13 protein-coding genes and 1 other RNA gene are annotated in these 13,902 nt (G+C 60.9%); 1 reads left to right on the top strand and 13 read right to left on the bottom strand.

All coding sequences use genetic code 11. The features are described 5' to 3' along the window. Nucleotides 1–56: 56 nt before the first annotated feature. The 11 genes from ssrS to pyrR form a co-directional block, all read right to left on the bottom strand. Nucleotides 57–243: non-coding RNA, 6S RNA (ssrS, locus tag H8695_RS00200), on the bottom strand. Between the two features lie 60 nt (nt 244–303). Beyond that, nucleotides 304–600 (bottom strand): DUF1292 domain-containing protein, encoded by a 297-nt coding sequence (locus tag H8695_RS00195; protein ID WP_249298747.1) that lies wholly within the window; start codon nt 598–600, stop codon nt 304–306. 66 nt (nt 601–666) lie between these two features. Continuing rightward, nucleotides 667–1,329 carry a histidine phosphatase family protein gene (locus tag H8695_RS00190; protein ID WP_249298745.1) on the bottom strand — a complete coding sequence of 221 codons (663 nt, stop codon included), beginning with the start codon at nt 1,327–1,329 and terminating at the stop codon, nt 667–669. Between the two features lie 12 nt (nt 1,330–1,341). Continuing rightward, nucleotides 1,342–2,253: a dihydroorotate dehydrogenase gene (locus tag H8695_RS00185; RefSeq protein ID WP_249298741.1), complete on the bottom strand. Its 912-nt coding sequence runs from the start codon at nt 2,251–2,253 to the stop codon at nt 1,342–1,344. Then, nucleotides 2,246–3,013: a dihydroorotate dehydrogenase electron transfer subunit gene (locus H8695_RS00180; protein ID WP_249298739.1), complete on the bottom strand. Its 768-nt coding sequence runs from the start codon at nt 3,011–3,013 to the stop codon at nt 2,246–2,248. The genes H8695_RS00185 and H8695_RS00180 overlap by 8 nt, the downstream gene beginning before the upstream one ends. A 7-nt stretch (nt 3,014–3,020) precedes the next feature. Continuing rightward, entirely contained in the window at nt 3,021–6,197 is a 3,177-nt protein-coding gene (gene carB, locus H8695_RS00175) for a carbamoyl-phosphate synthase large subunit (protein WP_249298738.1), read from the bottom strand. Next, nucleotides 6,197–7,282 carry a carbamoyl phosphate synthase small subunit gene (locus tag H8695_RS00170; protein ID WP_249298736.1) on the bottom strand — a complete coding sequence of 362 codons (1,086 nt, stop codon included), beginning with the start codon at nt 7,280–7,282 and terminating at the stop codon, nt 6,197–6,199. Before H8695_RS00170 ends, carB begins: the two co-directional genes overlap by 1 nt. Before the next feature lie 12 nt (nt 7,283–7,294). Beyond that, on the bottom strand, nt 7,295–8,224 hold the full coding sequence (pyrF, locus tag H8695_RS00165) for an orotidine-5'-phosphate decarboxylase (protein WP_249298732.1): 930 nt from the start codon (nt 8,222–8,224) through the stop codon (nt 7,295–7,297). Between the two features lie 27 nt (nt 8,225–8,251). Continuing rightward, nucleotides 8,252–9,556 carry a dihydroorotase gene (locus H8695_RS00160; protein ID WP_249298730.1) on the bottom strand — a complete coding sequence of 435 codons (1,305 nt, stop codon included), beginning with the start codon at nt 9,554–9,556 and terminating at the stop codon, nt 8,252–8,254. Then, nucleotides 9,540–10,475 carry an aspartate carbamoyltransferase catalytic subunit gene (locus H8695_RS00155; protein ID WP_249298729.1) on the bottom strand — a complete coding sequence of 312 codons (936 nt, stop codon included), beginning with the start codon at nt 10,473–10,475 and terminating at the stop codon, nt 9,540–9,542. Before H8695_RS00155 ends, H8695_RS00160 begins: the two co-directional genes overlap by 17 nt. Before the next feature lie 23 nt (nt 10,476–10,498). Further along, nucleotides 10,499–11,032, bottom strand: a complete 534-nt coding sequence (pyrR, locus tag H8695_RS00150; protein ID WP_488154039.1) for a bifunctional pyr operon transcriptional regulator/uracil phosphoribosyltransferase PyrR — start codon at nt 11,030–11,032, stop codon at nt 10,499–10,501. Between the two features lie 387 nt (nt 11,033–11,419). On the opposite strand from pyrR, the gene H8695_RS00145 reads away from it, so the two are divergent. Next, nucleotides 11,420–11,644: a hypothetical protein gene (locus tag H8695_RS00145; protein ID WP_249298728.1), complete on the top strand. Its 225-nt coding sequence runs from the start codon at nt 11,420–11,422 to the stop codon at nt 11,642–11,644. A gap of 295 nt (nt 11,645–11,939) precedes the next feature. On the opposite strand, the gene plsY is transcribed toward H8695_RS00145, so the two are convergent. Together plsY and der are read right to left on the bottom strand one after the other, a co-directional pair. Then, nucleotides 11,940–12,560 (bottom strand): glycerol-3-phosphate 1-O-acyltransferase PlsY, encoded by a 621-nt coding sequence (plsY, locus tag H8695_RS00140; RefSeq protein WP_249298726.1) that lies wholly within the window; start codon nt 12,558–12,560, stop codon nt 11,940–11,942. Between the two features lie 11 nt (nt 12,561–12,571). Beyond that, nucleotides 12,572–13,894, bottom strand: coding sequence for a ribosome biogenesis GTPase Der (gene der, locus H8695_RS00135; protein ID WP_249298725.1), 1,323 nt, complete (start codon nt 13,892–13,894; stop codon nt 12,572–12,574). Nucleotides 13,895–13,902 lie beyond the last annotated feature (8 nt).

Here is a 13,902-nt window from a genome sequence, read left to right as displayed (position 1 = left end):
TCTCGCGGGGGCTTTTGTTTTGGGCTTAGAGGGGCGCCGCCCCTCTGGTTTCTCTTGTTACCCCCGCCAAAGCCGTGTGCGCTAAAAATAACCCTGCATAATTGCAGGTGGGCATTCGCCCATCGGTTTCGCGCTCCCTGCATCCGCATGAAAGCGGGAGGTCTGCATCCCACCGACGGAGCATCATTCCCGTATGAACTTTGTAGGTATTTTATAGCGCATTCACGAACCCAGCAGGGTGCCTTTCGGTCTACTGTTAGTATATCACGAAGTGCTCAAAATTGCTCCGCTACATTTTGGAAATCAGCTCAAAATTTCAAAATCGTCTTCCAGACGGCTCTGAAACTGCCCGGCGACCCGGTCAAACTCCTCCTCGTCGTCGATGGTTGAGAGGATCTCCTCCCCGTTTTCGTCCTCGACGACTTTGAGAATGACCAGCTCCCCGTCGGACTCGACAAAGCTCTGGGGGTCGTCAAACGTCGGAATCAGCGCGACATAGGTCTCGCCGTCGGTCTCCAGTGTATCGACATGTTCAAATTCCCGCTCGTTTCCGTCCTCGTCGAGCAGGGTGACCAGGGTACCGTCAAAAGCGTCAGACATGAAATCGCTCCTCTTCTCGATGTTGTTTGTAGAAATTCTAATCGTTTTGCCCGGCGTTGTCAACCGTCAGTCCATGGTGTTTTCGCGAAACCATCTCTGCTTTGTAATGGTCTCCCACTCGCCGAGGTGGCTGCTGTCGCCGGCGAGCACAACGTGGGGCGCCATGTCGCCGTCAAAATCCACAATCGAGACGGCGGTGTTGTCGTACCAGGCAATCTCCCCCATGCGCGCAAGCGGCAGACCGCTGTAGAGCGTCATCATGATTTTAATCGGCGTGCCGTGGCAGGCGACTGCTATATTCTTTCCCACATTTTCGCGGATGATACGCCCGAGCGTTCGCTCGACGCGCTCGCGCAGCTCCCCGATGGATTCGCCGCCCGGCAGACGCACGTCAGCCGCGCTCACATTCCACTTTTTCGACTCCTCGGGGTAGGCGCCGTCGAGATCTTTCCAGTGCATGCCCTCCCACCGGCCACCGTTGATCTCCATCAGGCCGGGGTCGGTGTGGATGGGCAGCTCGCGCGCGCCGCGAATGGCCACCGCCGTGTCGTAGGCGCGCGACAGCGGACTTGACCAGATCACGTCGATCGGCTCGCCCGCCATGCGCTCGCGAAGCAATTCCAGTTGTTTTTTCCCCCGCTCGGTGATTTTGCCGTCAGTCTGGCCGTGGAAGATGCGCAGATGGTTCCCCTCGGCCTCCGCGTGGCGTACCAGATACAGTCTCGTCATACCGCCCCTCCGTCAGTAGGGCTCAACGGCGCCGATGAGCTCGCGCACGTCGTCTATGCCGTTTTCATCGAGGTAGCGCTCGAGCCCCCGCTTGACGTTCAGCGCCGCGTAGGGGTCGGTGAAGTTCGCCGTTCCCACGGCGACGGCGCTCGCACCCGCGAGCATCATCTCGACCGCATCCTCGGCGGCGGCGACGCCGCCCATGCCGATGATCGGCACCTCCACGGCGTTTGCCACCTGCCAGATCATACGCACCGCCACCGGGCGCACCGCCGGGCCCGAGAGCCCGCCGACGTTGTTTTTGAGAATCGGGCGGCGGGTCTTGATGTCAATCTTCATGCCGAGCAGCGTATTGATCAGCGAGAGCGCATCGGCGCCCGCCTGCACCGCGCTTCTGGCGATGGCCGCAATGTCCGCAACGTTGGGAGAGAGCTTGACGATCACCGGCTTTTTCGCCGCCTTTTTGACGGCTGAGACCACCTTGTCGACCATGGCGCAGTCGGTCCCAAAGGCGACGCCGCCCTCCTTGACGTTCGGGCAGGAGATGTTGACCTCGATGAGGTCGACCTCGCTCGCCGAGACGATGCGGGTCATCTCGACATAGTCCTCGATGGAGTTGCCGGCAATGTTGGCGATCACCTTGGCGTCAAACTGCTTCAAAAAGGGCAGATCTTCGAGAATAAAGGCCTCGACGCCCGGGTTTTGAAGCCCCACGCTGTTGAGTATCCCCATCGGCGTCTCGGCGATGCGCGGCGGCGGATTGCCCAGGCGCTTTTTGAGCGTCAGCCCCTTGACCGCAATTGCCCCGAGCTCATTGAGCGAGTAGTATTCGCCGTACTCCCGGCCGAAGCCGTAGGTGCCGGAGGCCGTCACAATGGGATTTTGCAGCTCCACCCCGGCGATGTTCACTTTTTGATTACGCATCAAAGTCCACCTCGCTTGCATCAAATACCGGTCCGTCCTTGCAGACGTGGACATAGTCGCGCTCACCGTTTGCGCGGCGCACCGCGCAGGCACACACAAGACATGCCCCAATGCCGCAGCCCATGCGCTCCTCCATGGAGACCTCACAGGGCAGGCTGTATTGCGCGGCGAGCTCCGCCACGGCCTTGAGCATGGCCTTCGGCCCGCAGGCATAGACCCGGTCGGCCTCGCCCCGGCGCAGAATCTCGGCCATCTTGTCGGTGACAAAGCCACGCTCGCCGAATGAGCCGTTGTCGCTCATCACCGAGAGGTTGCACGAGAGCTTTCTGAAATCGTCCACCAGAACGACGCGCGAGATATCGCGAAAGCCGAGAATCACGCTCGGCGTCTTGTCGCAGCGGCGCGCGGGCATCAACAGCGGAAAGATGCCGATGCCGCCGCCGACAAAGAGCGCACGCTCCCCGCGCGGAACGTCGGAAAAGCCGTTTCCCACCGGGCCGAGCACGTCGATGGCGTCGCCCGGCTCGAGGCGGCTCAGGTACTCTGTGCCGCCGCCGCGCACCTCAAAGAGCACGCGCACCGCGCCGCCTTCCACGTCACAGATGCTGATCGGCCGGCGCAGCACCTGCGCCGGCGAGCAGAGAATGTGCACAAACTGCCCCGGGAAGCAGGCCGCGGCGATCTCCTGGCTGTAGAAGCGCAGATCGACGATGTCGGGCGTCAGAAATTCCTTTTTGACAATTTTGCAGATTTGTCTCATGGCATCCTCACAGTTCTGTAATGTCGACAATCTCGATGTTCTCCACATCCAGATTCGCTTTCAGGCTCGAAACCAGAGCCGCCGCGGTGTCGACCGAGGTCAGGCAGGGAATCGAGCGCTCCACCGCCTTGCGGCGGATCTGCACGCTGTTTCTCGTGGGCACACGGCCGTGGGCGGAGGTGCTGATGACGTAGTCGATCTTGCCGCTCTCGAGCAGCGTCATGATGTTCGGCTCGGGTTCGTCCGCGCCGCGCACGGCGTTTGTGGCGATCATGTTGTAGTTGAAGACGTTTGCCGTGCGGCCCGTCGCATAGAGCTCGAAGCCCATGTGCGCGAGCTTGTCGGCAATGGGAATCATCTCCTGCTTGTCCTGGTCGCGCACGGTGATGAGAACGCCGCCCGCATTTTTCGCAATTTTGAAGCCCGCCGCGAGCAGCGCCTTGTAGAGCGCCTCCTTGAACGTCTTTGCAAGGCCGAGCACCTCGCCGGTCGACTTCATCTCGGGGCCGAGCATGGTATCGACGTTGTGCAGCTTCTCAAAGGAGAAGACCGGCACCTTGACGGCGATGTACTCGCTCTCGCGGTAGAGCCCCGTGCCGTACTCGAAGTCGGAGAGCTTCTGCCCGAGCACGCAGCGGGTCGCAAGGTCGACCATCGGCACGCCCGTCACCTTGCTGATGTAGGGCACGGTGCGCGAGGAGCGGGGGTTGACCTCGATGACAAAGACCTCGTCGTTGTAGATGACGAACTGGATGTTGACCATGCCCACCACGTTGAGCGCCCGGGCGAGCCGGCGGGTGTAGTCGACGATGATGTCCTTGTGCTTCTGCGCGACGGTCTGGGTCGGGTAGACCGAGATGGAGTCGCCCGAGTGGACGCCCGCGCGCTCGATGTGCTCCATGATGCCGGGGATGAGGATTTCCTCCCCGTCGCAGATGGCGTCGACCTCGATCTCCTTGCCCATGAGATATTTGTCGACGAGAATCGGGTGGTCCTGCTTGACGCGGTTGATGACCTCCATGTACTCGCGGATGTCGCTGTCCGAAAAGGCGATGGCCATACCCTGCCCGCCGAGCACATAGGACGGACGCACGAGCACCGGGTACTTGAGTTCGTTCGCCATGGCGACGGCCTCCTCCGTGGTGAAGACCGTGCCGCCGGCCGGGCGCTCGATGCCGCAGTCGCTCAATATTTTATCAAAGCGCTCTCTGTCCTCGGCGGCGTCGATGTCCTCGGCCGAGGTGCCGAGAATCGGCACGCCCATGCCCTCGAGGTGGGCGGCGAGCTTGATCGCCGTCTGGCCGCCGAACTGCACGATCGCGCCGTCGGGGCGCTCGGCCTCGACGATGGCGCGCACGTCCTCAGGAGTCAGCGGCTCAAAGTAGAGCTTGTCGGAGGTGTCAAAGTCGGTCGACACCGTCTCGGGGTTGTTGTTGACGATGATGGCCTCGTAGCCCATCTCCTTGGCGGACCACACACAGTGTACCGAGCAGTAGTCAAACTCGATGCCCTGCCCGATGCGGATGGGACCCGAGCCGAAGACGATGACCTTTTTGCGGTCGCTGCGCCGGACCTCGCACTCCTCGTCCCAGGTGGAGTAGTAGTAGGGGGTCTGCGCCTCAAATTCGGCGGCGCAGGTGTCGACCGTCTTGAACGAGGCTCTTCTGCGGTAGGGCGGCTGCTGGCCCGAGAGCTCGGTGATGACCGCATCCGGGAAGCCGTAGCGCTTGGCCCGGTCGTACTTCTCTCTTGTCAGCGGGCCGTCGGCGAGGGCGCGCTCCATGTTGATGAGATTCTCGATGCGATGCAAAAACCACAGATCAATCTTTGTCGCGCCGTGAATCTCCTCAAGGGACACGCCGCGGCGGATGCACTCGGCGATGACGAACAGGCGCTCGTCGTCGCATTCGTGCACCTTCTCGCGCAGCTGCTCGGTCGAGAGCCCGTCGAGCTTTTTGAGTTTTATGTACATGCAGTTGATCTCGGCCGAGCGCACCGATTTCATCAGCGCTGCCTCAAAGTTGTCGGCGATGGACATGACCTCGCCCGTCGCTTTCATCTGGGTGCCGAGGGTGCGCTTGGCGTAGACAAATTTGTCAAAGGGCCACTTGGGGAACTTGACCACACAGTAGTCAATGGTCGGCTCGAAGCAGGCGAGAGTCTTTCCCGTGACCGCGTTTTGAATCTCGTCAAGGCCGTAGCCGATGGCGATTTTGGAGGCGACGCGCGCGATCGGGTAGCCCGTGGCCTTACTGGCGAGAGCCGACGAGCGCGACACGCGGGGGTTGACCTCGATGACCGCATATTCAAAGCTGTTCGGCTCGAGCGCGAACTGCACGTTGCAGCCGCCCTCGATGCCGAGTTCGGTGATGATGTTCAGCGCCGAGGTGCGCAGCATCTGGTACTCCTTGTCGGCGAGCGTCTGCGCCGGGGCGACGACAATGGAGTCGCCGGTGTGCACGCCGACCGGATCGACATTCTCCATCGAGCAGACGGTGATGACATTGCCCTTGCCGTCGCGGATGACCTCGTACTCGATCTCTTTCCAGCCGGAGATGCACTTCTCGATGAGCACCTGATTCACGCGCGAGTAGCGCAGGCCGTTCTTCGCGATGTCTACGAGCTGCTGCTCATTCTCGGCGATGCCGCCGCCCGTGCCGCCGAGCGTGTAGGCCGGGCGCACAATGACCGGGTAGCCGATCTCCGCCGCGACGCGCAGCGAATCCTCCACCGTCTCGGTGACGGCGGAGGGGACAATCGGCTCGCCGAGCTTGAGCATCATCTCACGGAATGCCTCGCGGTCCTCGGCCTTTTTGATGGTCTCGGGCGTGGTGCCGAGAAGACGCACGTTCTGCTCCTCGAGAAAGCCCTCGTCGGCGAGCTCCATTGCGAGATTGAGTCCCGTCTGGCCGCCGAGCGTGGGCAGCACGCTGTCGGGGTGCTCCTTTTGGATGACTCTCTTGACAAAGTCAGTGGTCAGCGGTTCGACATAGATCTTGTCCGCCATGTGGCGGTCGGTCATGATGGTCGCGGGGTTTGAGTTGATGAGCACGACCTCAATGCCCTCTTCCCGCAGAGACTGGCAGGCCTGTGTGCCCGCGTAGTCAAACTCGGCCGCCTGGCCGATGACGATCGGGCCCGAGCCGATGACGAGAACTTTTTTGATCGCAGGATTCTTCGGCATTACCGTGCGCCCCCTTTCATGAGATCCAGAAATTCGTCGAACAGATAGCGTGTATCCCTCGGGCCGGGGCTGGCCTCGGGGTGGAACTGCACAGTGAAGACCGGGCGATTTTTGTAGCGCACGCCCTCAACCGTGCCGTCGTTCATGTTGATGTGGCTGACCTCGCCCACCTGCGGCGGCAGCGACTCGCCCACAATGGCGTAGCCGTGGTTCTGGCTTGTGATGTAGGTCTTGCCGAGCGCGAGATCCTTGACCGGGTGGTTGCCTCCGCGGTGGCCGTATTTGAGCTTTTCGCTGCGTGCGCCGGCCGCGAGCGCCATGAGCTGATGCCCGAGGCAGATACCGAAAACGGGCAGTCCGGAGTCGAGCAGAATTTTAAGCTCCTCGATGATTTCGGTGTTCTCCGCGGGGTTGCCCGGACCGTTTGAGAGCATGACGCCGTCGAAGCCGCCGTCGAGCACCTCCTGCGCGGGCGTGGCGGCGGGCAGCACGCTCACATCGCACCCGAGGGCGTTTAGGCAGCGCGTGATGTTCCGCTTGTTTCCAAAGTCGTAGAGTGCGACCTTGAACTTCGCCTCGCCCTCGGCGGGGTACTCGCGCCGCTCGGCACAGGTGACGTTCCTGACCGCGTCGCGGATGGCAAACTCCTTTGCCCGGCGCACGCAGGCCTCGACATCGGGATTCTCGGCGGTTGTAATCACGCCGTTCATCACGCCGCTCTCACGCAGTTTTCTCGTCAGCGCCCGCGTATCGACGCGCTCAATGCCGATGATCCCGTTTTTCTTCAGATAGTCCGCAAGCGTCCCCTCGCAGCGAAAGTTGCTCGGAAAGGAGCAGCACTCGCGCACAATAAAGCCCTTTGGCCAAGGGCGGTCGGACTCATTGTCCTCGCTGTTGACACCGTAGTTTCCCTGAATCGGATAAGTCATGCACACGAGCTGTCCGAAAAAGGACGGGTCGGTGAGCACCTCCTGATAGCCGGTCATGCCGGTGTCGAAGCAGACCTCGCCGACAGCCTCCCCCTCGGCGCCGAAGGACTCGCCCACGTACACCGTTCCATCTTCCAAAATCAACGTTGCTTTCATATTTCTCTCCTATCAGCCGATTTTCCCGCCGAGCACGCCGAGCAGGTCTTCTCTCATCCGAATCGCGGCCTCGCGCGCCGCCTTTGCAAAGTCTCTCCCGTCGGAGCCGCCCTTTTGCCAGGCGCAGATGATGCCGCGTGAGGAGTTCACAATCGCGCCCAGCCCCCGGCTGTCAAACGCCGGCGCCGCGTCCGCGCCACCGCCGCCCTGCGCGCCGTAGCCCGGCACCAGGAAGAAAGTGTGCGGCACCCTCTCGCGCAGCTCGCCGAGCATGGCGGGATAGGTCGCTCCGACCACGATTCCGACGTCACTGTAACCACAGGCGCCCATATGGCTCTCACCGAGGCGCTCCATGTTGGAGGCCGCGAGCTGATAGATGGTCTCGCCGGAGGTCGTGACCTGGTCCTGGTACTCGCCCGAGGACTGGTTTGAGGTCTTGGCGAGCACGAAGATCATCTTTTTGCCCTTGCAGAGCCTGGCAAAGGGCAGGATGCCGTCGCTGCCGAGATAGGGGTTCACCGTGACCGCGTCGGTGTCGAAAGCCGCGCGCGCCTCACCGAAGAGATCGGGCCGGCCCATGTGACCGATGGCGTATGCTTCGGCGGTCGAGCCGATGTCGCCGCGCTTGATGTCGCCGATGACGTAGAGGCCGCGCTTTTTGGCGTATTCCACCGTCTCGTGGTAGGCGCGCACGCCCTGCCAGCCGTACATCTCGTAAAAGGCAATCTGGGGCTTGACCGCAGGCACCACGTCCGCAATTTCGTCGATGATGGCCTGGTTGAACGCGAGCAGCGACTGCGCCGCCGCCTCAAAGGGGTTCTGATGCGCCGCGCGCATCTCGTCTTTGATCGCCTGCGGAATGTAACTCAGAACCGGATCGAGACCCACGACCGAGGGATTTTGCCTCTCGATGATTTTTTCACACAACTTGTCAACCGACATATTCGCACTTCCTTTCTCTGCTTTCCGTCAGACCATGAGTTCTCCGCCGTCGACGATCACTCTGCCGTCGACGATGGTGTATTCCACCGCCCCTGCGAGCAGCTTCCTGTCGTAGGGCGTATTTTTCGATTTGGATGCGAGCGCCGCGGCAGAGACCACCCACTCGCGGTTCTCGTCGAAGATTACAAGGTCGGCCGCCGCACCGCGCGCGAGCCTGCCCCTGTCCAGGCGCAGAATGGCCGCGGGATTGACTGTCATCTTGCGCAGCAGCTCCATCAGGCTCAGGCGGCCCGGCCGCACCAGATAGGTGATGCCGAGCGCAAGAGCCGTCTCAAAACCGACGATGCCGTTTGGCGCCTTGTCAAATTCGCACTGCTTCTCCCCTGCCGCATGCGGTGCGTGATCGGTCGCAATCGCGTCGAGCGTGCCATCGCACAGGCCCTCGATCACGGCCTCGACATCCGCGGCGGTGCGCAGGGGCGGGTTCATTTTTGCGTTGGTGTCGAAGCCGCGCACCGCCTCCTCCGTCAGGGAGAAGTAGTGCGGGCAGGTCTCTGCCGTGACCGGCACGCCGCGCCGCTTTGCATCGCGCAGCAGCGCCACGCCGCCGCGTGTGCTCACGTGGGCAATGTGCACCGGCAGACCGGTGGTCTGGGCGAGAACGATGTCGCGCGCGATCATGACCTCCTCGGCGGCGGGGGTAATACCCCTGAGACCGAGATCGTCCGCCACGCACCCCTCGTTGATCTGCCCCCCCTCGGCGAGCGGCAGATCCTCGCAGTGGGAGCTGACCACCATATCAAAGCCTGCGGCATAGATCATGGCGTTTTTCATCAGATTGGAATCGCTGACCGGCCGGCCGTCATCCGACACGGCGACAGCCCCGGCCTCTTTCAGTTCGCCGATGGGTGCGAGTTCCCGGCCCGCAAGGCCCTTTGTCACCGCCCCGATCGGGTAGACGTGTACCGCGCCGTGAGCGGCCGCGCGGTTCAAAATGTACGAAATGACCGTCTTGTTGTCGGCCACAGGCTGGGTGTTCGGCATGCAGGCGATGGAGGTGAAGCCTCCCTTTGCCGCCGAGCGCGTGCCGGTCTCGATGGTCTCCTTGTGCTCAAAGCCCGGCTCGCGCAGATGACAGTGCATGTCCACAAGCCCGGGGGCAACAATCTTGCCGGTGGCGTCGATGCGGCGAATCTCAGCATCGTCGGCGTAATTGCGCGCAATGCCCTCGCCGAGCTCAGCGATCACGCCGTTCTCAAGACAGAGATCCATCACCTGATCGGTGCCCGAAGCCGGGTCGATCACCCGGCCGTTTTCAATCAACAATCTCATAGGCCGTCCCCTTTCTCGAGAACTGGTGCAGCACCGCCATTTTGACGGCCACACCGTTTTCTATCTGGCGGCTCACCATGGAGCGCCCGCTCTGCAGCAGCCCCGCCGAGACCTCCACTCCGCTGTAGGTGGTGCCGGAGTGCAGCAAAATGGCGTCCGGTTTCGCCAGGGCCATACGCGCCTCATCCATACAGAAAAAGCGCTTGTACTCGGCGCGGCTTGGAATGCGGCCCTCGTCGATGCTCTCCTGCTTGAGGCGCGCCACGATGACCACGTCGGCGCCGGTGAGCGCCTGCGAAATGGTCGGGTAGCTTTTCACGCCGAGCGCCTCGAGGTTTCGCGGCAGCAGCGCGGCGGGCCCGCCGACGGCTACCTGCGCGCCGAGCTTGACCAGACCGTAGATGTCGCTTTTGACAATGCGGCTGTGGAGCACATCGCCGATCACCGCGACGCGCAGCCCCTCGATATGCCCCTTTTCCTCGCGGATGGTAAACAGGTCGGTCAGGCCCTCGGTCGGCTGCTCATGGAAGCCGTCGCCCGCATTGATGACACAGGCCCGGCAGTTCTCGGCCACGAATTTCACCGCGCCTGACATGGGGTGGCGCAGAATGATGGTATCGGCCGACATCTCGTCGATGATGTGTGTGGTGTCTATCAGCCGCTCTCCGCCGTCGGTCTTGCAGCTGACAACCGTGATCGTTCCCTGCATGTACTTCGCCGCGAGGCTGAACGACACGCGCGTACGGGTGCTGGTGTCCTCCTCGTAGATCATTTCGACAATGCTCTTTCCGAGCAGATGCGGCGCGCGCTTGATCGGCTGCCGCAGGATGTAGCGCATGGTGTCGGCACTCTGCAGAATGTACTTGATCTCCTCCGCGCTCATCTCGCGCAGACCGAGCAGGTCTTTTTTCATATGCATTGCAATACCTCTTCTGCGGCCAATCAGACGTCCGCGATCACAACGCGGTTGTCCTGGTCGTACTCCGAGACGAGCACACGGACGGACTCATTTTTGGAAGTGGGCACGTTTTTTCCCACAAAGTCGGGCCGGATGGGCAGCTCCCGGTGACCGCGGTCAATGAGCACCGCGAGCTGGATGAGCTGGGGGCGCCCAAGGCTCATCACCGCGTCAATCGCGGCGCGTACAGTGCGCCCGGTGTACATGACGTCGTCGACGAGAATGACCTTCTTGCCGTCGACCGGAAACGGCAGCGAGGGCCGGTCGACCTGCTGTGTGCGGTCGCGGTCGTCGCGGTAGTAGGTGACGTCGAGCTCGCCGAGCGTGACAGTGCTGCCCTCGATCGACTCGATTTTGCGCGCGATCATCTTTGACAGCGTCACGCCGCGGCGCTTGATGCCGAGCAGACACAGGTCCGCGACCCCCTTGTTCTTCTCGAGAATCTCAAACGAGATTCGGCTGATGGCGCGCTGCATCGCCTCGTGGTCCATGATCTCGGCTTTGATTTTCAGCTCCAATGCACTCTTCCTTTCTCTCGAAACGGTCTGCGGCCGTCCCGGTGATGATCCGTTTTCTCTGCGGCAAGCAATGCTGCATCCGCTCAGAGAAACGGAAATTTATGAAACTTCACGGCAATCTTATGGTATAATAGCCGCAAAGCGGCTATTATATGAAATTCAGCCGTTTTTCTCGCCCCTTGCGGGGCAACCGAAAAACATGGCCATATTATACCATGATCGCTTCGCGCTCCATGGTATAATAACCGCAAAGCGGCTATTATATGAAATTCAGCCGTTTTTCTCGCCCCTTACGGGGCAAGTCCCTGCGGGACGGCTGCCAATATGCCCATCACTTCATGGTGTCATGAGATCACAGTATAAATCTGATGAATGAGAGGTGCTGATATGAGTATTAAAAAAGCACGAAAACTGAGAAATGCGCTCCTGCTTATCGGCATGGTCATCATGCTGTCGGCCTGTATCTACGAGCCGCTGCTTGCAGTCGGCGCGGCGGTTGCTCTCAGCTGTCTCATCCCGCATTTTCTCTACAACAAATGTCCTCACTGCGCAAAGCAGCTGGGCAGAAGCGAAGGCCCGTTTTGTCCGTTTTGCGGGCAACACATTGAGTGATGCATGAAAAAAACACTTCCCAAACCGATCCGATCGATAAGAAGTGTTTACAAAATCCAATTTCCCTATGAAATTTGTAAGACGTCTCCTTACCGGCCTCTCTGGACCGATTTAAAGGGCACCCAACTTATTAGTATTATACACGTCCGCGTGCGATCTGTAAAGCGAATTGGCGAGGAAAAGTGCCGCCAGTTGTGCCAAATTTTCGCCGGTGTTCCCGCCGATTTTTGACCGATTCTCCACGCCGTCTGCATACAGAGCGGGCGCGGCCTATGCCGCGCCCGCTCTGTGTATGCTATTGCTCTTTTTTCTTTTTCAGACTGAACTTCGACTCCTCACCCCGAATCAGACGCACAATGTTGGCGCGGTGCTGGTAGATGACAAGCAGACTCATGAAAATGCTCCACGCGAGGTAGTAGGCATTGTACCCTTTGAAGAGCACCACGAGAAACGGAAACGCCACGCAGGCGAGCATGGAGCCGAGGCTCATATAGCGTGTGACGACAAGCGTCAGCGCCAATATGCCGAGCATGATCAGAAAGATGCGCCAGTCGACAATCAGCAGCATGCCTCCGCAGGTTGCGACCCCCTTGCCTCCCTTGAAGTTGTAGTACACCGGGAAACAGTGGCCGAACAACGCCATGCCGCCGCCCACCATCGCGCCCCACTCGCCGCAGAACAGAAAGCCTATGTACGCGGCGAGCGTGCCCTTGAGCATGTCGCCGACCAGTGTCACCACGGCCGCTTTCTTTCCGAGCACACGCAGGGTGTTGGTTGTGCCCGCGTTGCCGCTGCCAAACTGGCGGATGTCGATGCCCGCGGTAAGCTTGCCCATGATGATGGAGAAGTTGATGCCCCCGAGCAGATACCCGATGACAACGGTGTTGATCATTTTCAGGGTTTCCGGTTCCAGCATGTGATCGCCTCCTATTTGTCGCCCCGTTCGCGGATGATGATGCGAATCGGCGTGCCCTCGAGCCCGAAGACCGAACGAATCTGGTTTTCAATGTAGCGCTGGTAGCTGAAGTGAAACAGCTCCGCCCTGTTGCAGAAGATGACAAAGGTCGGGGGCTTGACGGCGCACTGGGTGATGTAGAGCACCTTGAGCCGCTTGCCCTTGTCGGTCGGCGGCTGCACTTTCGCCGTCGCCTCGGTGAGAATCTCGTTGAGCTTGCCCGTGGAGATTCGCATGGTGTTCTGCGCGTAGGCGTGGCGGATCTTCTCGAAGATGGTGTCGATTCTCTGACCGGTCAGCGCCGAGATGAACACCACCGGCGCATAGGTCATAAACCCGAGGTCTCGCTCGATGTCGCGGCGAAAATGTTCCATGGTCATGGTTTCTTTCGCGATCGCGTCCCACTTGTTGACAGCCACGACAATCGCCTTTCCCTGCTCGTGGGCAAAGCCCGCGATCTTGGTGTCCTGCTCGGTGACGCCCTCGGTGGCGTCGATCATCACAAGCGCCACATCCGCCCGCTCGACCGCCATGAACGAGCGCAGCACACTGTAGCGCTCGATGCTGTCCTCCACCTTGCTCTTGCGGCGGATGCCGGCGGTGTCGATGAAGACGTACTTCTGGCCGTCCCGCTCAAAGGCGGCGTCGATGGCGTCGCGCGTGGTACCCGGAATGTTCGAGACAATCACGCGGTCCTCACCGATGATGCGGTTGACCAGCGAAGACTTGCCCACATTCGGTTTGCCGATGACCGCCACCTTGATGGTGTCATCCTCCTGTGTCTCGTCGACCTCGGGCGGAAAGTGCTCAAAAACGGCGTCGAGCAGCTCGCCCGTGCCGATGCCGTGCACCGAGGAGACCGGGTAGGGATCGCCTGCGCCGAGGTTGTAAAACTCGTAGATCTCGGGCGGCGGCGCGCCGACGTTGTCGACTTTATTGACGCACAGAATCAGCGGCTTTTTCGAGCGCAGCAGCATGCTCGCCACGTCCTTGTCGGTGGCGGTCACGCCGCTGTGGATGTCGGTCACCAGCACCACGACGTCCGCCGTGTCGATGGCGATCTGAGCCTGCATCTTCATCTGCTCGAGAATGATGTTGTCGGTCTTGGGCTCAATGCCGCCGGTGTCGATGAGCGTAAACTCCCGCCCGCGCCACTCGCACTCGGCGTAGATGCGGTCGCGGGTGACGCCCGGCCGGTCCTCCACAATGGAGTGGCGCCGGCCGATGAGCTTGTTGAACAGCGTCGATTTGCCCACATTCGGGCGGCCGACCACGGCCACAATTGGCTTTGGCATACTACCTC

The sequence above is a fragment of the Feifania hominis genome (assembly GCF_014384765.1).
In the GTDB taxonomy this organism is placed as follows: Bacteria; Bacillota; Clostridia; order Oscillospirales; family Feifaniaceae; genus Feifania; species Feifania hominis.
The sequence above is the reverse complement of the archived record's forward strand: the minus strand, read 5'-3'. Positions and strand labels throughout refer to the sequence as shown.